Raw genomic sequence first — 17,961 nt, 5'->3', positions numbered from 1 at the left:
ATCCACGCTCCCCGCTGCTGCAACCGCCACCCCCCCCCCCCCCCCGGGCAGGGTGCGAAAAGCGACCTGATATTTCTGCCAGTTGTGCTGCAGCCCAGACCGCTCGATCATTTCGGCATCACTGATCGAGGCAGGGATGCCCTAATGAAGAACCGTATCCGGGCCATACAAATCGGCTTGCTTGTGCTGTTGGCAGCAGGGATTCTGGTCGCGCTGCAGGTTCGCAAGGAGCCACTGATCACCCCCGCGCCCCCCCCAGCAGGCGGAGCAGCCCAGCGCCCGCCCTGGCACAGGCTGAATCGCATCAGTCGCGGCCAAACCGCAACGGGCGTGGCTGGTCTATAGTCAGATCAACTGACGAGGATCCGCCATGACCCATCCTTCCGGAACTGACGAGCGCAGGCGCTTCCAGCGCATCGACTTCGACGCCGCCACCGAACTGTGCCAAGGCGAGCAGCGCTGGCCGGTGAAACTGCTCGACCTGTCGCTCAAGGGCCTGCTGGTCGAGCGGCCGGAGCCCTGGGACGCCGACCTGACCCAGGATTTCGATGCGCTCATCCACCTCGACAAAGAGGTCAAGGTCCGCATGCAGGTGGAACTGCGCCACGAAGAACCCACTCGCCTGGGTTTCGTCTGCCTCTATATCGACGTCGATTCGATGACCCATCTGCACCGTCTTGTGGAACTGAACCTGGCCGACAGCACCGAAATGATGCGCGAGCTGCGCGAACTTATCGAAGATTGAAATCTTTTAGCCTGCTAAGAAAATGACCTACCCCTATTTCCTGCCCATCTAGACAGCTTTTCACGAGCTGCCGAGCTTTTTGTACACACCCTTCTAAACCGCCCTCCCCATATTGGAACGCTATCTGCATTGCGGTCAGGAACACCGTCATGCCGGGTCTGCGGCTGCCCAGATCAAAATATTGTATACAATTGATCTAGCAATATTCTGTCGGAGCTGTCTACAGTATCGGCACAACAATAAACAGAGAGCCTGCTCCAATGACTACGTCCACCAGCACGTCTCCTGCCAAGCGTCCCGAGGACGAAAACCTCGGGTTTGGTGCCAACCTGGCTTATGGCCTGCAGCATGTCCTGACCATGTACGGAGGGATCGTCGCCGTGCCACTGATCCTGGGTCAGGCCGCCGGCCTGGCCCCGGCGGAGATCGGCCTGCTGATTGCCGCATCGTTGTTTGCTGGCGGACTGGCCACCTTGTTGCAAACCCTCGGGCTACCCTTCTTCGGCTGCCAGTTGCCACTGGTACAGGGCGTGTCGTTCGCTGGCGTGGCCACCATGGGGGCGATTCTCGGCAGCCAGGGCGGCGGAGGCCTGCCGGCGGTGCTGGGCGCAGTCATGGCGGCATCGCTGATCGGCTTTCTGATCACTCCGGTGTTCTCGCGAATCACCAAGTTCTTCCCGCCGCTGGTCACCGGCATCGTCATCACCACCATCGGCCTGACCCTGATGCCGGTGGCCGCACGCTGGGTGATGGGCGGCAACAGCGCTTCGCCGGAGTTCGGCAGCATGGCCAACATCGGCCTGGCGGCGCTGACCTTCGCCATCGTCCTGCTGCTGAGCAAGCTGGGCAGCGCCAGCATCTCGCGCCTGTCGATCCTCCTGGCCATGGTCGCCGGCACCCTGATCGCCTGGGCACTGGGCATGGCCGATTTCAGCAAGGTCGGCGAAGGCCCGATGTTCGCCTTCCCCACGCCATTCCACTTCGGCATGCCGACGTTCCACATCGCGGCGATCCTGTCGATGTGCATCGTGATCATGGTGACCCTGGTGGAGACCTCGGCGGATATCCTCGCGGTGGGTGAGATCATCGACACCAAGGTCGACTCCAAGCGCCTGGGCGACGGCCTGCGCGCCGACATGGCATCGAGCATCCTGGCGCCGATCTTCGGCTCCTTCACCCAGAGCGCGTTCGCCCAGAACGTCGGCCTGGTGGCCGTGACCGGGGTGAAGAGCCGCTACGTGGTCGCCACCGGCGGGGTGATCCTGGTGGTGCTCGGCCTGCTGCCGATCATGGGCCGGATCATCGCCGCAGTCCCCACCCCGGTGCTGGGCGGCGCAGGCATCGTGCTGTTCGGCACCGTGGCGGCGAGCGGCATCCGCACCCTGTCGAAGGTGAACTACAAGAACAACGTCAACCTGATCATCGTGGCCGCCTCGCTGGGCTTCGGCATGATCCCCATCGCCGCTCCGAACTTCTACCACCAGTTCCCCAGCTGGTTCGAAACCATCTTCCACTCGGGCATCAGCTCGGCGGCGATCATGGCGATCCTGCTGAACCTGATCTTCAACCACTTCACCGCCGGCAACTCGGACCAGCAGTCGGTATTCGCCGCCGGATACGAGCGCACCATCCAGTATTCGGACATCTCGGTGCTGCGCGATGGCGACTACTTCAAGGATGGCAAGCTGTTCGATGCCGATGGCAACGAAGTGCCGGTGATGGACATCGATGAACACGGCGAACAGGTGCTCAGACGCAAGGCGGTGGCGGAGCACTGACAGGATGCAAAGCCCGTAGAAGCGGTGCAGCCATCAAGCGACACCGCCTTCAACCGCGCGCCACGAAGTACCCGTTCAATACCTCCACATCCTTGGCATCCAATACCCCCGCCAAGTAGCGCAACTGCACCCAGGCCCGCAGGTACTCATGCCGGGCCTGGGCCAGATCACGCCGCGCCCCGTACAGCTGCTGCTCGGCATCGAGCACATCGAGGTTGACCCGCTCTCCCCCCTGCACGCTGCGCCGAGTCGCCTCGACCAACGCACTGGCCGCATTCACCGCCATCCCGTAGGCGCGGATCTTCGCGGTGCTGCTGGCGCACAAGTTGAACTGGCGACGCAACTGATTGAGCGTGTCGCTGACCTGCGCATCGACCTGGAACTGCAAGCCATCGCGCTCGGCCTGCGCCTGGCGCACCCGCGCCGACACACCACCACCGGCAAACAACGGCACGCTCAGTTGGATGCCGACGCTGTCGGTGTCGTAGCGCTGGTTGTAGGTACTCTCCGAGCTCGAACTGGAAATCCCCTTGCTGACGTAGGCACTCAGGCTCGGCAGGTGCCCGGCACGTTGACGCTCCACCCCTTGGGCTGCGACGTCCAGCGCATGCCGCTGGCTGGCCAGCTCGGCGTTGTGCGCCAAGGCCAGGTCGCGCCAGGGCTCGAAACGCGCTGGCACCAGCGGCTGCACCGAGCGCGACGGCAACATCGGCGCGAGGTCTTCGGCGCCGACCGCCTCACCGGTGATCGCCTGCAAGCTGCGCAAGGCCGCGTCGAGATTGTCGCCGGCCTCGATCTCCTGAGCCTGGGCCAATTCGTAGCGGGCGCGCGTCTCCAGCACATCGGTGCGGGTGCCTTCGCCATTCCTGAGCAAGCGCTCGTTGAGCTGCAGTTGCTCGGCAAAGGTACGCCGCTGGGCCTGGGCCAGGGCGATCTGCTCGTCGGCGAACAGCGCTTCGCTGTAGGCGGAGAACACCCTCACCATCAGTTCCTGGCTGCGACCGCGCAGGCGCTCGTTGGCCATCGCGGCCTGGGCCACGCCACGGCGATAGTCGCTCCACACTGCGTAGTCGAACAACGGCTGCTGCAGAGTCAGGGTCGAGGTGTAGCTGCGGTAGTCAAGCTGGCTGGTCACATCGCCGAACTGGCTGCGCTGGGTCACCTCCGAGTCGTTGCGCGCACGGTTGTAGCGATAGGAGAGATTCGGCAACAGCCCGGCGCGGCCGATGGCGAGGTTCTCGACGCCCGCATCGCGCTCGGCGATGGCCGCGTGCAAGGTCGGATCATTACGCAGGGCCAGGGCGTAGGCATCGCTCAAGTCCAGGGCATGCGCTGGCAAAACCAGGCCCAACAACAGGATGGGCAACAACAGGCGCATCGGCTCACTCCTCGCTCAGGGCGATGTGCACCCGGTCGGCCAGCGGCTTGAACAGGTAGCTCAGCAGCGATCGCTCACCACTGCGCACGAAAGCTTCCACCGGCATGCCCGGGCGGATATCCAGGCCAGCCAGTTGCCGCGCCCCCTCGTCACTGACCTTGATGCGCACCTGGTAGTAAGGCTGCTGGGTCTTTTCATCGAGCAGGCGGTCGGCCGAGACCAGGCTCAGCTCCCCCGCCACCCGTGGCGTGGTGCTCTGGTTGAAGGCAACGAACAGCAACTCCACCGGCAAGCCCGGTCGCAAGCGATCGACCAGCTCCACTGGCGCCCGAGCATCGACCAGCAACGGCGCATCGCGGGGGACGATTTCCATCAGCTGTTGACCGCGCGCGATCACCCCACCGTTGGTGAACACACTCAGCCCCACCACGGTGCCGGCGACCGGCGCGCGCACCTGGGTGTGGGCCAGGTCGAACTCGGCGATGCGTAGGCGATTGCCCAGGTCCTCGGCGCTGGCCTGGGACTCGCTCAACTGCTGGCGTACCTCGTTCTGGAACTCCTGGCGACGCTGGCTGGCACGCAGCTTCAACTCCTGTACCTGGCGCCGGGTGCGGCCGATGTTGCCGAGGTCTTCGGCAATCGAGCCATTGACCTGCGCCAGCAGGCGCTCGCTGTCGAGCAGGCGGTTACGCGGGATGTAGCCGTCACGGGCCAACTCGCGCAGGCCGCGCAACTGCTCGTCGAGCGCCTCGCGCTGGGCCTGCTTGCTGCTCATCGAACCTTGCAGGCCGCTGAGCGACGCTTCGGCACCGGCGATGCTTTCGTTCAAGCCCGCCAGTTCCAGGCTCAGCGCCTGGGCCCGGCTGGTGCGCAGTTGTCTTTGCGTTTCCAGCGCAGTCGCCACCCAGGGGGTGGCGGCTTCGGCGAGCAGATCGGCCGGAAAGGTCACGCTCTGCGCCGAATCGCGCTCAGCCAGCAGCCGCGCCTCCATGGCCCGCGCATTCACGTACTGCACCCGCAACGAACCCTGCTGGGCCTGGGCTTGGGTCGGGTCGAGGCTGAGCAGCACCTGCCCCGCCTGCACCTGATCGCCGTCGCGCACCGAAAGCTGACCAATCACCCCGCCCGTGGGGTGCTGCACCGCCTGCCGACTGCCGGCCACCACCACGTTGCCACTGACCGGCACGCCCTTGTCCAACGGCGCCAGCGCCGCCCATGACAGGAAGCCACCAAAACCGGCCAGCACCAGCCAGCGCCCGGCCTTCGCCGGGCCGCGGGCGTCGTCACGCAGGGGGTGGATATTGCCCGTCGCAGCAGGGCCGGGCGCGGGGGGAAACAACGGGTGCACACTCATGTTCACGATCTCTGACCACCCTGGTTGAAGCTGTAAGTCACGCCGGTACGCACCGCGGCAGGTGGCGGAGCGCTGGGGGGCGCAGGCCGGGTGGCGGCCTGCAGCACCCGCGTGGTCGGGCCGAACTGCTGCATCACTCCGCCGTGCAGCACCAACAGCTTGTCCAGCCCCAGCAGCAGGCTCGACTTGTGGCTGATCATCACCAGTGTCCGGCCCCGCGCCTTGAGCTCGGCGAGCGCTGCCAGCAAGGCGCGCTCGCCAGCTTCGTCGAGGTTGGCGTTGGGTTCGTCGAGCACCACCAGCGCCGGCAGCCGGTACAGTGCCCGGGCCAGGCCGATGCGCTGACGCTGCCCACCAGACAGCCCCGCGCCGCCCTCGCCCAATTGCGTGTCATAACCCTGCGGCAGTTGCAGGATCAGCTCGTGTACCCCGGCCAACTGCGCGGCCGCGACCACTTCCGAGGCGTCCACCGCACCAAGCCGGGCGATGTTGTCGGCAATGCTGCCAGCGAACAGTTGCACGTCTTGCGGCAGGTAGCCGATGTGCGCGCCCAACGCCTCAGGCTGCCACTGCGCCAATGCAGCGCCGTCCAGGCAGACCTTGCCCGACTCCGGATTGGCAGCGCCTACCAGCAAGCGGGCCAAGGTCGATTTGCCGGAGCCGGAAGCGCCAATCAGCCCCAGCGACTCACCGGCGGCCAGCTCGAACCCGATGCCGCTCAGACAAGGACGCTGCCCACCTGGCACCCGCGCATTCAACTGCTCGACCCGCAACCGCCCCTGTGGCGCTGGCAACGGCATCCCGCTGGGCAGAGGCGGATAACGGCGCAGCAGCAACCCCAGCCGCTCGGCACTCTGGCGCGCCGAACCCCATTGGCGCCATACACCGATCAACTGATCGATCGGCGCCAGCACCCGGGCCATGAGGATGGAGCCGGCAATCATCATCCCCGGGCTGATCAAGTGCTCCAGCGCCAGCCACGCCCCCAGCCCCAGCACCAGCGACTGCAACGCCAGGCGCACGCTCTTGGACACCGCCGTGATTGCCGCGCTGCGCTCGCTGCCCAGGTTCTGCCGGGCCAGAAAGCCGTGGTGCAGCAGGCTCCAGCGCTGGCGCACAGCGCCGAGCATGCCCATGGCGGCGATCGCCTCGGCATTGCCCAGGTTGCTCGAAGCCTGCTGCATCGCCTGCTGCGACAACCGCCCGGCTTCGATGAACTCGCCTTGGGTCAGGCGCTCGTTGAGCCAGGCCAGCCCGGCCAGCAGCAGCGCGCCAACCACTGCCAGCAAGCCCAGCCATGGGCTGAACAGAAAGATCACCAGCAGATACAGCGGAAACCAAGGGGCATCGAAGAACGCGAACAGCGCTTGCCCGGTGGCGAACTGGCGCAACTGGGTCAGGTCGCCCAGGGCCTGCTGGGCACTGCCCTTGTGGCCGTCGAGGCTGGCCTGGAACGCGGCGTCGAACACCCTCGGGTTGAGCTGCAGGTCCATGCGCGTACCCAGGCGAATCACCACCAGACTGCGCAGCCACTCCAGCACACCCAGAAACGCAAACAGGCCCAGCACCATCAGGCTGAGCATCAGCAAGGTCATCTCGTTGCCCGACGACAGCACCCGGTCGTAGACCTGCAGCATGTACAGCGCCGGCGCCAGCATCAGCACGTTGGCCACGGCGGTGAACAGGGCGATGTTGCCCAGCCCGCCACGGCAGGACTTGAGGGTCTGCCACAGTTCATCGGCAGCGGCGTTGCGCGGTGTACTCATCGATGACCTCGAAGGACGAGGCGGCGCCGCCATTGACCCGGCAGCCGCCACCTCGCAGAATTTCGCAGCACCCCGGCCCGGGCCCGACAAGACATGGGCCAGGGTGCAGGCAACACGGCCAATGACAGAGCGATCTGCCATTGGCCTTTTTCATGCCCGGCCTCAGGCCGCCAGGGCCAGGTCCTCAGGCAACGCCTGAACACCCACTGCCTCGGCTGCAGCGAAGCTCGACGCCCCGCCACCGAGTGCCGCGGCGATGGCGTCGAAGGTGCTGTCGGTCGACACGCCGTAGCTGGCCAGCAGGGTGTCCAGTACGCCTTCCAGCGCCGAGGTGTTGCCCTGCATCAGGCCGTAGATCACGCTCTGTACTTCGTTGCCGGCACGGCCAGCGCCCAGCGCGGCATCCAGGTCCAGGCCGTTGAAGCTGACCACGTAGTTGCTCAGGCTGAAGTCGCTGCCACCGCCACCGCCGAGGACCTCGCCGAGGCTGACGTTGTCCAGCGAACCCCACAGGTAGTGGTTCTGGTTGTCGCCCGGCGCCTTGAGCGGATCGAAGACGTAGTGCAGGCCGTTGGCGGTGTCGGAATCGGCGATGAAGGCGTAGTCCGAACCATTGGCGCCATGGGTGGCGTACTGGTCGCCATCACGGCTGCCGTTGCTGAAGCCGCCGGTGTTGCTGTAGCCGTGACCAGCGGTGACGAAACCTGCGCTCCAGAAGGCCAGGTAGTCGTCGACGGTGGCGCTGCCGAACGCTGGATCGTAGGTGACGGAAATAGTCATGACGGTTCCTCTGTGCTGCTTGGTTGAGACGAAGGCGTCTTGCCCTCGTGTTGCCCGGAGTGGGCGAACCCAGGTGTTTCAGAATCGGTATTCGAGCATGCCGCTCAAGGTCCGGCCGCGGGCCAGGGACAGGTTGTTGACGTCGCCCATGGCCACGAAATAGGCCTCGTCGGTGGCGTTCTCCAACGACAGCGCCAGGTTCAGGCTGGGGGTCATCCAATAGCTGGCGTACAGGTCATAGACTTTGTATTTGGGCCACATGGCCTGGTCGATCTGGCTGTAGCCGTGGGTGTCGAGGTTCTTGCCGTTGCCTTCGCTGTAGCGCAGGCGCATGCCGACATCCAGGGTCTTGTCGAGAAAGCGCATCCCCAGGGTCAGCGAGCCGCGGTCGGCCGGCATGTAGGACGCGTTGCCCATGATGTCGCCGCAGCTGACGCGGTTGTTTTCCGTGGCATTGGCCTCGGCCCGCGAGACCCGTACCGGCAGCATGATGATGCGGCTGCCGACCCGCACCGGGCGCAGCACGGTTCCGGCGCTGACCAGCTGTTGGGCGCCGCCCAGGTAGAACTGGTTGGAGCAGAAGTCGTTGCTGCCGATCATGTGGGTGTAGCTGAGCTGGCCGTAGTAGTCACCGGCGTCATAGTCGAGGCTGTATTCCACACCACGAAACTGCGTGGTCTCGAGGTTGTTCTGGTACACCGAGCGGCCCAGGGCGATGCCCGATACGCTGGAGCCGGGCAGGCTGGCGTTGGTGTCGAGAAACGAGAAGTTGTCGATGCGCGTATCGAAGTAGGCGACCTTGGCTGCGAAGCGGTCGCCACTGCGCAGCAGCGACTCCTTGAAGATGTTCAGCCCCAACTCCCAGTTGTGCGACTCTTCGGCCTTGAGGAAGGGGTTCGGGTAGACCATCTCGTTACCACCGCCATGCGGGCGGCCGCTCATGTACGCCTCGGTCACCGCCGGCGGACGCCAGCCACGGCCCCAGCGGGTGTAGACCTGCAGCCAGTCCAGGCCCGGTTTCACGGCGACGCCGAAGGTCGGCGAGAAACGGCCTTCTTCGCGGTCTTCCTCGAACAACAGGTCGGTGCGTTGACGGCGCAGGTTGGTCTCGGTGACGCCCTCGGGGTACATCCAGGTGGTGACCCCGGTCTTGCCGGTCAGACGATAGCGGTCATAGCGCAGGCCGGCATCGACCACCAGCCAGTCGTCATGCTCGTAGCTGAGGTTGCCGAACAGGCTGGCCATGACCCGCTTGCCCTTGGGGTTGGCGCCCTGCACGTAGGGCAGCGACTCGGTTTCGTTGACCGCGGCGATGCGGTTGGTGCTGGGGCGGAAGGTGTCCTGGAACGCCTCGCTGCCGTAGTTGAAGGTCAGGCTGTCGGCCTGGAACAGGTGCCAGCGCGAGGTGTTCTGCAGTTGCAGACCCCAGGTGTCGGTCTGGTAGCGGTCGGTGTAGTCCTCGACGCGGTTGCCGCTGTTCTCGGACGAAGCGTTGTTGGCGTTCCAGCGATCCTGGCGGGTGGTGACGTAGTAGAGCTTGGCCTTGAAGTCGATCAGCTCGTTGGGGTTGAAGCTGTAGTCCAGGGCCGCGTTCCTGGCGTTGATGTCGTTGGTGCCGGTGACGCGGTAGTAGTAGTCATGGCTGCCGGAATCCTTGACGGTCCAGGCGTCCTTGCTGTCGGTGTCGGTCTCGAAGTAGCTGAACTGCAGGCGTTGCTCGTCGGGCAGGTTCAGGCCGAGCTTGAAGATCTGCGAGCGGGTCACGCTGTCCATCCCGCCGACCTCGCCATTGAGCCAGCTCTTCCAGGCCTGGCGGTCCTCGAGCTTGCCGCGCATCTGGGTGCCGAGATTACCGGCGTTTTGCGTGCCGCTGCGGTAATCGCCGAAATGCCGCTCACTGTGGCCGACCAGGATGTCGCCGACTTCATTGCCCACGGCGAACAGCGCGCTGCCATTGAAGTAGGTGCCGTTGCCCAGCGCGCCGATGCCATGCCCGACGCGCAGGCGACCGCCGACCTCCTTGCCCGGCGCGAGCAAGTCGCGGGCATCGATGGTGCCGAAGCTGGCGATCCCGCCGATCACCCCGGCGCCGCCCATCCCAGCGGAGGTGCCTTTGTCGATCTCGACGTTCTGCACGAACTCGGGGTCGATGAACATCACGCCGTTGCGCTGCTGATGGCCATTGACGCTGAAGTTCTGGCGCATGCCATCGATGTTCATGTTGACCCGGCCGTAGTCCTGCACGCCGCGGATGTTCACCGACAGCCCGGGGTCGCGCTGGTTGACCGCGGTGTACACGCCGGCGGTCTGCTCGAGCATGTCGGCAGCGTGGCGCGGAGGGCGCTGGTCGATCTGCTTGCGGGTGACGACGCTGACCGAGCGCGGGGTCATGTAGACCCAGTCGCCGTCACGGGTGGACTCGACGTGGGTCGCACCCAATTCCAGCGCCTGGTCGCCCGATTCCACCCGCTCAAGCCCCACCTGGCCAGCTGCGCTGAAGCGATAGCGTACCGGCGTGCCTTGCAGCAGTTGGCGCAGGCCATCTTCGGCGGCGTGCGCGCCCTGCAGGCCTGCACTGTTCAGCCCGGCCAGCTTGCGGCTGTCGAAGAACACCTGCACACCCGACTGTTCGGCGTAGGCCAGCACGGCGCTGTCGAGCGCCTGGGCCGGGATGTCGAACTGGATCAGTTGGCGGCTGGCGGCGTTGGCCGCTGGCGCGGCGTGGGACATGCCGATCCCCATCGGCAAGGCACAGGCGCCCAGGACCAGGCTGCTGGCCAGGGCGAGGCGACCGAAAGGTCGAAGGGTCTGTTGTCGTGGCGTGGTCACTGCGAAGGCTCGTCTGTTGTTGGCGTTTTCTAGTAATGAAAATCAATCTCAACAATCAGACGCGCAGGGGTGGAAAAGTCAGTAAGGGAAAATGAAAAAAGATTTTGCGGGGGGGTTGGAAGGGGCTGAGATCACCGGCATCGCCGGGGTCAGAAACCGCGGTGTCCTTTTCGCGGGCAAGCCCGCTCCTACAGAAATCAGTGGAGTACCTGTAGGAGCGGGCTTGCCAGCGAAAAGAACACCACCGAGCAAAGATCAGTAGATCAAGGTCAACCCAGGCAGCTCGACCCGCCGCGCCTGCAGTTCATCGCTCAGCACCCCGCCAACCGCCGCCAGCTGATCAAGGCGAAACACCCCGCTCACCTCGCGCTGCGCGAGCTGCGAATCCACCACCATCAACCTGCCCGGGCGATAGCGGTTGAGCCGCGCCACCACCTCGGCCAGCGGCTGGCGCTCGAACACCAGCACCCCGCGCTCCCAGTCGGTGGCCCGTTGCAGGTTCTGCTCCGGCCAGGGCCGCACACCAGCGGCCTGGTCATAGCGCACGCTCTGCCCCTGCTCCACTACCTGGTCGGCGCGCCCCCGCTGTGGCGGGCTCAGCAAGTCGACGGCAACGCGATGCTCGAGCATCCCGACCCAGCCACCCTCGCCCGCCTGCCCGACCACGAAGCGTGTGCCCAGCGCGCGGGTGGTCGCTCCGGCATATTCGACCACGAACGGCCGCCGCTCGCGCTCCGTCACCGGCGCCGCACTGAACACCGCCTCGCCCGCCAGCAAGCGCACACGTCGCTCGCCATGGTCGAAGGCCAGGGCAATGGCGCTGCGGCTGTCCAGATCGACCAGGCTGCCATCGGGCAGCGTCACCCGCCGCACTTCGCCCGCGCCAGTGACATAGTCGGCTCGCCAGTCCAGCAGCAGTTCCGGCGCCTGCGCCACACCGAACGCCACCACCAGCATGGCCGCCACGCCCGTCATCGCCCGACGCCAGTGCGAACGACGGCGCACTGGCCGCGCAAGCGTCGGCGGCAACCCACGACGCACCGGCAACGCCAGCTCGCTCAAGGCGCCCAGATCGGCCCAGGTTGCCCGGGCAAACTCATAGGCCTGCACATGCCGCGGATCGGCGGCGCACCACTGCGCCAGCGCCCGCTGCTGCTGGTCGCTCAGAGGGCCGGCACTCTCGCGCACCACCCACTCGGCGGCCTGCTCGCGAATTGCTTGCTCGGGCTGGTTCTCGCTGCTCACACGGTTCTCTCGCGATCTGGTTATGTCTGGGCTGACGTCTGAAGGGGCAATTGTCAGTAAACCGTTGGTCATCCGCCGTCCTGCAGGCACTGCATCACATAGGCCAGGGCCTTGGCCAGATGCTTCTGCACGGAGCTGTCGGAAATCCCCAGGTGGCGGGCGACCTCGGCATGGGTCATGCCTTCGAGGCGGTTGAGACGAAAGACCTGCTGGGTGCGCTCGGGCAGCGCTTCGAGCATGGCTTGCACGCGGCGCAGGTGCTGCTCGCGGGCAGCCTGCTCCTCCAGCCCCGGGCGCTCTTCGACGATGCCTTCGAGGGCCTCGTGGGGCACCAGGTCGGTCTTGCGCCGCTGCTGCTGGCGCAGGTGATCGATCATCAGGTTGTGCGCCGTGCGGTACAGGTAGCCCGGCGTGTTGTCGATGGTTTCCTGGCGCTGCTGCTCGGCCAGGCGCAGGAAACTTTCCTGCACCAGGTCGGCAGCCAGCTGCGGATCACGCACCTTGCGCGTCAGCAGCCCCTGCAGGGTTTTCGCATGCTTGATGAACAAGCGCTTGAGATCGGACTCCGCCACACGCACTCCAGCTGGTGGTCGCAAGGTGGCGGAATGCTACTCGCTACTGAGAATCAGTTGCAAGAAGGTCGGTCATTCGAACAGTGCGTCCAAGGCCTGCTCCAGACGCGTCACCGCAATCACCTGCAGCCCTGGCGGGGCTTCCTTCGGTGCGTTGCCCTTGGGCACGATGGCGCGCTTGAAGCCATGCTTGGCCGCTTCTTTCAGGCGCTCCTGACCGCTGGGCACCGGGCGCACCTCGCCAGAAAGACCGATCTCGCCGAACACCAGCAGGCCATGGGCCAACGGCCGGTTACGCAGGCTCGACATCACCGCCGCCAGCAGCGCCAGGTCGGATGCGGTTTCCAGCACCTTGACCCCGCCGACCACGTTGAGGAACACGTCCTGGTCATGGGTGGGGATACCGCCATGGCGATGCAGCACCGCCAGCAGCATGGCCAGGCGATTCTGGTCCAGGCCCAGGGTGACCCGTCGCGGGTTGGCCAGGTGGCTGTCGTCGACCAGCGCCTGCACCTCGACCAGCATCGGCCGGGTGCCCTCCCAGGTGGCCATCACCACGCTACCCGGCACCTCTTCCTGGGTACGGTTGAGGAAGATCGCCGAGGGGTTGGACACCTCCTTCAGGCCACGATCGGTCATGCCGAACACGCCCAGCTCGTTGACCGCACCGAAGCGGTTCTTCACTGCCCGCAGCAGGCGCAGGCGCCCGTCCGATTCACCCTCGAAATACAGCACGGTGTCGACCATGTGCTCCAGCACCCGCGGGCCTGCCAGCGAGCCTTCCTTGGTCACGTGGCCAACCAGGAAGATCGCCGTGCCGCTTTGCTTGGCATAACGCACCAGCAGCGCCGTGCTCTCGCGCACCTGGGCCACGCCGCCAGGCGCCGACTGCAGTTGTTCGGTGAAGATGGTCTGGATCGAGTCGATCACCATCACCCGCGGCTTTTCCACCCGCGCCGTGGCGATGATGGTTTCGATGCAGGTTTCGGTCATCACCTTGAGCTGGTCCTGGGGCAGGCCCAGGCGCCGGGAACGCATGGCCACCTGCTGCTGCGACTCTTCCCCGGTGACGTACAGCGCCGGCATCTGCGTGGCGATGTTGCACAGGGTCTGCAGCAGGATGGTGGATTTACCGATACCCGGGTCGCCGCCAATCAGCACTACCGAGCCATCGACCAGGCCGCCGCCGAGCACGCGGTCAAGCTCGGTGCTGCTGGTGGTGAAGCGCGGGATCTCCTCGACACTCACCTCGGCCAGGGTCTTGATCTGCGCCTGCTGCCCAGTCCAGCCCGCACGCCCGGAAGGCGCTGCGGCGCCGGCGCTTTCGATCATGGTTTCAACGAGGGTGTTCCAGGCGCCGCATTCGCCACACTGGCCGGCCCATTTGGGAAAGGTCGCGCCGCACTCGGTGCAGCCATACAAGCGCTTGGCCTTGGCCATCGGGTCAGTCTCCTGGGCAAAGACCGCCATGATAGCCCAAGCCCGATGTGCCTCGGGCGCTGCTGCGTGCGACAAAACTATTCGTTCTAATGGCAGTCTGTAGCCCTGAATGCAGCGCATGAAGCGTTTTAGTGGCTTACACTGCGTTTACCTCACCATTTGTTACAAAGGAATAAAACATGGGCGTGCTCAGCGAGTTCAAGGCCTTCGCGGTCAAGGGAAATGTCGTCGACATGGCGGTTGGTATCATCATCGGCGCGGCCTTCGGCAAGATCGTCTCGTCGTTCGTTGGCGACGTGATCATGCCGCCACTGGGCCTGCTGATCGGCGGTGTGGACTTCAGTGACCTGGCGATCACCCTCAAGGCCGCCGAAGGCGATATCCCGGCGGTGGTGCTGGCTTACGGCAAGTTCATCCAGACCGTCATCGACTTCGTGATCGTGGCGTTCGCCATCTTCATGGGCGTGAAAGCGATCAACCGCCTCAAGCGCGAAGAGGCCGTGGCCCCCACCACCCCACCGGTGCCGACGCCACAGGAAACCCTGCTGACCGAGATCCGCGACCTGCTCAAGGCGCAGAACCGCCAGCCGTGACCAAAACGCACCGGGGCCGCGATACGGCCCCGGATAGCGTCGCGCGCAAAGCGCCCTACCAGTAATTCTCCACCGCCACCTGCCCCGGCCGCTTGCTCAGGCTCAGTTGCAGGTCGCGCGCCTTCAGCACCTTGCGTGTCTCGTCGATCATGTCGGGGTTGCCGCACAGCATGATCCGCGAATGCTCCGGCGAAAACTCCAGGCCCGCCGCCCGCTCCAGCTCGCCGCTCTCGATCAGCGTGGTGATCCGCGCATTCAGGGCGCCAGGATGTACCTCACGCGTGACCACCGGAATGAACTGCAGCTTGCCGGCGAACTCGGCCAGGTAGTCGCGCTGCTCAAGCCCGGCGATCAGGTCCAGGTACGCCAACTCCTTGGCTTCACGCACCGAATACACCAGCTTGATGTTGTCGAAGCGCTCCCAGGCCTCGAAGTCCTGGAGGATCGACACGAAGGGCGCGATACCGGTGCCTGTGGCCAGCAGCCATAAGTCGCGGCCACCGACGAAGCGATCCAGGGTCAGGTAGCCGAAAGCCTGACGATCGATCAGCAGTGTGTCGCCCTCTCCCAGCCGGCTCAATTCGCTGGTGAACTCGCCACCCGGCACCACGATGGAGAAGAAGTCGAGAAACTCGTCATGGGGCGCGCTGACCATCGAATAGGCCCGCCACACCACACTGCCGTCGGCCTTGGACACCCCCAGGCGCGCGAACTGCCCGGCCCGAAAACGGAACCCCGCATCACGCGTTACACGCAGGCTGAAGAGGTTCGGCGTCAAAGGTTGGACATCGAGCAGGGTTTGCGAAGTGAACTTGTCGGCACTGGCGGTCATGACGGACTCCCAAGGTGAATACGCCAAGTGTGGCGCAAAGTGACGCGCAGGAACACCGAGGAGCTGTAGGGTCTCGTACAGATCAGGTACAACAAAATCTATATTCAGGCATTGGCTATAGCGAAAAATTTCCTGCGCGTTAGTCAGCTTTTCCTACACTCGGGTGGATGTCGTGAAATTATGGATCCACTTGGAGCAAGAACATGTCGCATTGGAAGCCCGAAAATCTCCATGCGTTGCTGGGTGAGCGGCACCCAGAACGCATGTTCGACCAAGCCATCGCACTCGTTCAAGAGATGGGAATGGAGTACCTCGGGCTTACGCTGCACCTACATGTTCCTGCACAACGTGCCCATGTGATCCTGTACAACAATTTTCCCAAGGAGTGGAATGCCCACTATCAGGCAGATCGCCACTTCATCGAGCAAGACCCTTTCATGGCCCTCAGCCGCAGCTCCACGGCCCCAGTGCTCTGGGAAGACGAACTCTATAAAGAGGCCCCCGAATACCGTAGCCTCGCCTGCAGTCATGGCCTGCGGCATGGGTGGACGCAATCGCTCCACGATCACATCCACGACATCAGCCAGCTCAGCGTGGCCCGCCCCAGGCACCCGATCTCGACACTCGAATTCCTGGCCGAGAGCGCACAACTGTTCTGGCTGCACAACGTGCTGCATGAATTGATCTGCAATCATCACCGCAAGGCGATGGATCCGGCCCCAGCCTTGACCGACCGTGAGCTGGAGGTCACCAAGTGGACCGCTGATGGCAAGACCGCATCAGACATCGCCTGCATTCTCTCGCTGTCGCCGAGCACCGTGAACTTTCATATCCGCAGCGTGATCACCAAGCTCAACGTGCCCAACAAGACCGCTGCCGTCGTGGTTGCCGTGCGTCACGGTTTAATCTGAGAGTCACTGCCCGTCATCGGCAAAGCCCTGTAGAATCGAACGTTTTGACGTCTGTGGTCGTCCACCACAGGCAAAGCCGCATCGAGTCCGTTCCCCCATGCCCCTGCTGACCAGCCCCTTCGCCGAACTCGACCTGATCCGCCAGCCGGAGCAGAACAACGACCCCCTGCAAGCCTTCGACGCTGCCGACGAGTACCTGCTGAGCCATTTGGCAGCCCAGGCACCTCAAGCCGCGTGCCGCGTGCTGATCCTCAACGACAGCTTCGGCGCCTTGGCGGCAAGCCTCGCCGGCCACGTGCAGGTGACCAGCAGCGGCGACTCCTATCTGGCCCACCTGGCCCTGGAGAAAAACCTCGCGCGCAATGGCAAACCTTACGACAGCGTGCCCTTCGTACCCTCCAGCGATCATTGGCAGGGGCCGTTCGACCGCGTACTGATTCGCGTACCCAAGACCCTCGCGCTGCTCGAGGAACAACTGATCCGCCTGCAGGGCAAGCTGGCACCCGGCGCCGAAGTGATCGCCGGGGCGATGATCAAGCACCTGCCGCGTGCCGCCGGCGACCTGATGGAGCAGTACATCGGCCCGGTCCAGGCGTCGCTTGCGCAGAAAAAGGCCCGCCTGCTGATCGCCACGGTTGGCGAGCGCCCCGTCGCAGCTTCGCCCTACCCCACCCGCTACCGCCTGGACAGCCCAGCGCTGGAGCTGGTCAACCATGCCAACGTGTTCTGCCGCGAAAGCCTGGACATCGGCACCCGCGCCTTCCTCCCGCACCTGCCGCGCAACCTCGGCAGCGCCCGGGTCGCAGACCTGGGGTGCGGCAATGGCGTGCTGGCCATCGCCAGTGCACTGACCAACCCGTATGCGCACTACACGCTGGTGGACGAGTCGTACATGGCCGTGCAATCGGCGCGGGAAAACTGGCAGGCCGCATTGGGCGATCGCGCAGCGGACATCCACGCCGATGATGGCCTGGCCGGGCAGCAGAAGCAGTCGCTGGATGTGGTGCTGTGCAACCCGCCATTCCACCAGCAGCAAGTGGTCGGCGACTTCCTCGCCTGGCGCATGTTCCAGCAGGCCCGGGAGGCGCTGGTGGTCGGCGGCGCGCTGTACATCGTCGGCAACCGTCACCTGGGCTATCACAGCAAGCTGTCGCGGTTGTTCCGCGGTGTGGAGCAGGTCGCGGCGACGCCAAAGTTCGTGGTGCTCAAGGCGCGCAAGTGATCGTAGGGCCAACTGTCTTGTAAAAAACCCAAAAGCCAGCCCAATGTCGGGTCCAGGCTTAGGGTTTGAAACCAGCCAGTCTTCTGTGGGACCCAGTCCTCTGTGGGAACCAGTCTTCTGTGGGAACCAGTCTTCTGTGGGGAACCAGTCTTCTGTGGGAACCAGTCTTCTGTGGGGAACCAGTCTTCTGTGGGGAACCAGTCTTCTGTGGGAGCGGGCTTGTCCCGCGATCACCGGCGCAGCCGGTGCCATGCACCGCAGTATCCTTTTCGCGGGCAAGCCCGCTCCCACAAGGACCGGGCTGGCCTTTAGATTTTGAACCAGGAAGGTGCTCCTACCAGGACAACAAAGCCCTTACCCGGCTCAATGCGTACTCAACCCCGCCGCACTCATGAACATGCGCATGCCATAGGCCACGATCCCCAGCGCCGCGACACTCAGCGCCCAGATCAGCACCAGCCAACCCAGGCGCTGCCACAGCGGTTTCTTCTCCTCGATATCCATCGCCCGGCACTC

The 17,961-nt window shown here is 64.7% G+C and carries 15 protein-coding genes; 5 read left to right on the top strand and 10 right to left on the bottom strand.

The genetic code is table 11. The annotated features are described in order from the left end of the window. Window positions 1-370: 370 nt before the first annotated feature. Entirely contained in the window at window positions 371-745 is a 375-nt protein-coding gene (locus tag HU748_RS25605; protein ID WP_186668376.1) for a PilZ domain-containing protein, read from the top strand. 260 nt (window positions 746-1,005) lie between these two features. Then, on the top strand, window positions 1,006-2,523 hold the full coding sequence (locus HU748_RS25600) for a nucleobase:cation symporter-2 family protein (RefSeq protein WP_186722445.1): 1,518 nt from the start codon (window positions 1,006-1,008) through the stop codon (window positions 2,521-2,523). Window positions 2,524-2,572: 49 nt separating this feature from the next. On the opposite strand, the gene HU748_RS25595 is transcribed toward HU748_RS25600, so the two are convergent. From HU748_RS25595 to radA, 8 genes are all read right to left on the bottom strand, one after another. Beyond that, window positions 2,573-3,901: a TolC family outer membrane protein gene (locus HU748_RS25595; RefSeq protein WP_186722443.1), complete on the bottom strand. Its 1,329-nt coding sequence runs from the start codon at window positions 3,899-3,901 to the stop codon at window positions 2,573-2,575. A gap of 4 nt (window positions 3,902-3,905) precedes the next feature. After that, window positions 3,906-5,255 carry an HlyD family type I secretion periplasmic adaptor subunit gene (locus tag HU748_RS25590; RefSeq protein WP_186722442.1) on the bottom strand — a complete coding sequence of 450 codons (1,350 nt, stop codon included), beginning with the start codon at window positions 5,253-5,255 and terminating at the stop codon, window positions 3,906-3,908. A 2-nt stretch (window positions 5,256-5,257) separates the two neighbouring features. After that, window positions 5,258-7,021, bottom strand: coding sequence for a type I secretion system permease/ATPase (locus tag HU748_RS25585; RefSeq protein WP_186722441.1), 1,764 nt, complete (start codon window positions 7,019-7,021; stop codon window positions 5,258-5,260). A gap of 162 nt (window positions 7,022-7,183) precedes the next feature. Continuing rightward, window positions 7,184-7,801 carry a heme acquisition protein HasA gene (locus tag HU748_RS25580; protein ID WP_186710384.1) on the bottom strand — a complete coding sequence of 206 codons (618 nt, stop codon included), beginning with the start codon at window positions 7,799-7,801 and terminating at the stop codon, window positions 7,184-7,186. 78 nt (window positions 7,802-7,879) lie between these two features. Next, a complete protein-coding gene (locus HU748_RS25575) occupies window positions 7,880-10,543 on the bottom strand; it encodes a TonB-dependent receptor (RefSeq protein WP_186722447.1) in 2,664 nt (887 codons plus the stop codon). A gap of 342 nt (window positions 10,544-10,885) precedes the next feature. Beyond that, window positions 10,886-11,875 carry a FecR domain-containing protein gene (locus HU748_RS25570; RefSeq protein WP_186722440.1) on the bottom strand — a complete coding sequence of 330 codons (990 nt, stop codon included), beginning with the start codon at window positions 11,873-11,875 and terminating at the stop codon, window positions 10,886-10,888. Between the two features lie 68 nt (window positions 11,876-11,943). Next, window positions 11,944-12,447 carry an RNA polymerase sigma factor gene (locus HU748_RS25565; RefSeq protein ID WP_186668387.1) on the bottom strand — a complete coding sequence of 168 codons (504 nt, stop codon included), beginning with the start codon at window positions 12,445-12,447 and terminating at the stop codon, window positions 11,944-11,946. Window positions 12,448-12,519: 72 nt separating this feature from the next. Next, the gene (gene radA / locus HU748_RS25560) at window positions 12,520-13,887 is read right to left on the bottom strand and encodes a DNA repair protein RadA (RefSeq protein WP_186710007.1); all 1,368 of its coding nucleotides are present in this window, start codon (window positions 13,885-13,887) and stop codon (window positions 12,520-12,522) included. A 179-nt stretch (window positions 13,888-14,066) separates the two neighbouring features. Here radA and mscL point away from each other — a divergent pair, with 179 nt between their 5' ends. Continuing rightward, the gene (gene mscL, locus HU748_RS25555) at window positions 14,067-14,480 is read left to right on the top strand and encodes a large-conductance mechanosensitive channel protein MscL (protein ID WP_054894040.1); all 414 of its coding nucleotides are present in this window, start codon (window positions 14,067-14,069) and stop codon (window positions 14,478-14,480) included. A 55-nt stretch (window positions 14,481-14,535) separates the two neighbouring features. Here mscL and HU748_RS25550 read toward each other — a convergent pair whose 3' ends face one another. Next, entirely contained in the window at window positions 14,536-15,312 is a 777-nt protein-coding gene (locus HU748_RS25550) for a ferredoxin--NADP reductase (protein ID WP_186668392.1), read from the bottom strand. A 203-nt stretch (window positions 15,313-15,515) separates the two neighbouring features. Between HU748_RS25550 and HU748_RS25545 the strand changes: the two genes are divergently transcribed. Both HU748_RS25545 and HU748_RS25540 read left to right on the top strand, forming a co-directional pair. Further along, a complete protein-coding gene (locus HU748_RS25545; protein ID WP_186722439.1) occupies window positions 15,516-16,223 on the top strand; it encodes an autoinducer binding domain-containing protein in 708 nt (235 codons plus the stop codon). A gap of 97 nt (window positions 16,224-16,320) precedes the next feature. After that, the gene (locus HU748_RS25540) at window positions 16,321-17,445 is read left to right on the top strand and encodes a methyltransferase (RefSeq protein ID WP_186722438.1); all 1,125 of its coding nucleotides are present in this window, start codon (window positions 16,321-16,323) and stop codon (window positions 17,443-17,445) included. Between the two features lie 363 nt (window positions 17,446-17,808). On the opposite strand, the gene HU748_RS25535 is transcribed toward HU748_RS25540, so the two are convergent. After that, the gene (locus tag HU748_RS25535; protein WP_063546145.1) at window positions 17,809-17,949 is read right to left on the bottom strand and encodes a DUF2474 domain-containing protein; all 141 of its coding nucleotides are present in this window, start codon (window positions 17,947-17,949) and stop codon (window positions 17,809-17,811) included. Between the last annotated feature and the right edge of the window lie 12 nt (window positions 17,950-17,961).

Origin of the sequence: Pseudomonas sp. RW3S2 (genome assembly GCF_014268955.1) — a bacterium.
Lineage (GTDB): Bacteria > Pseudomonadota > Gammaproteobacteria > Pseudomonadales > Pseudomonadaceae > Aquipseudomonas > Aquipseudomonas wayambapalatensis.
This window is presented reverse-complemented; position numbering and strand designations above follow the sequence as displayed.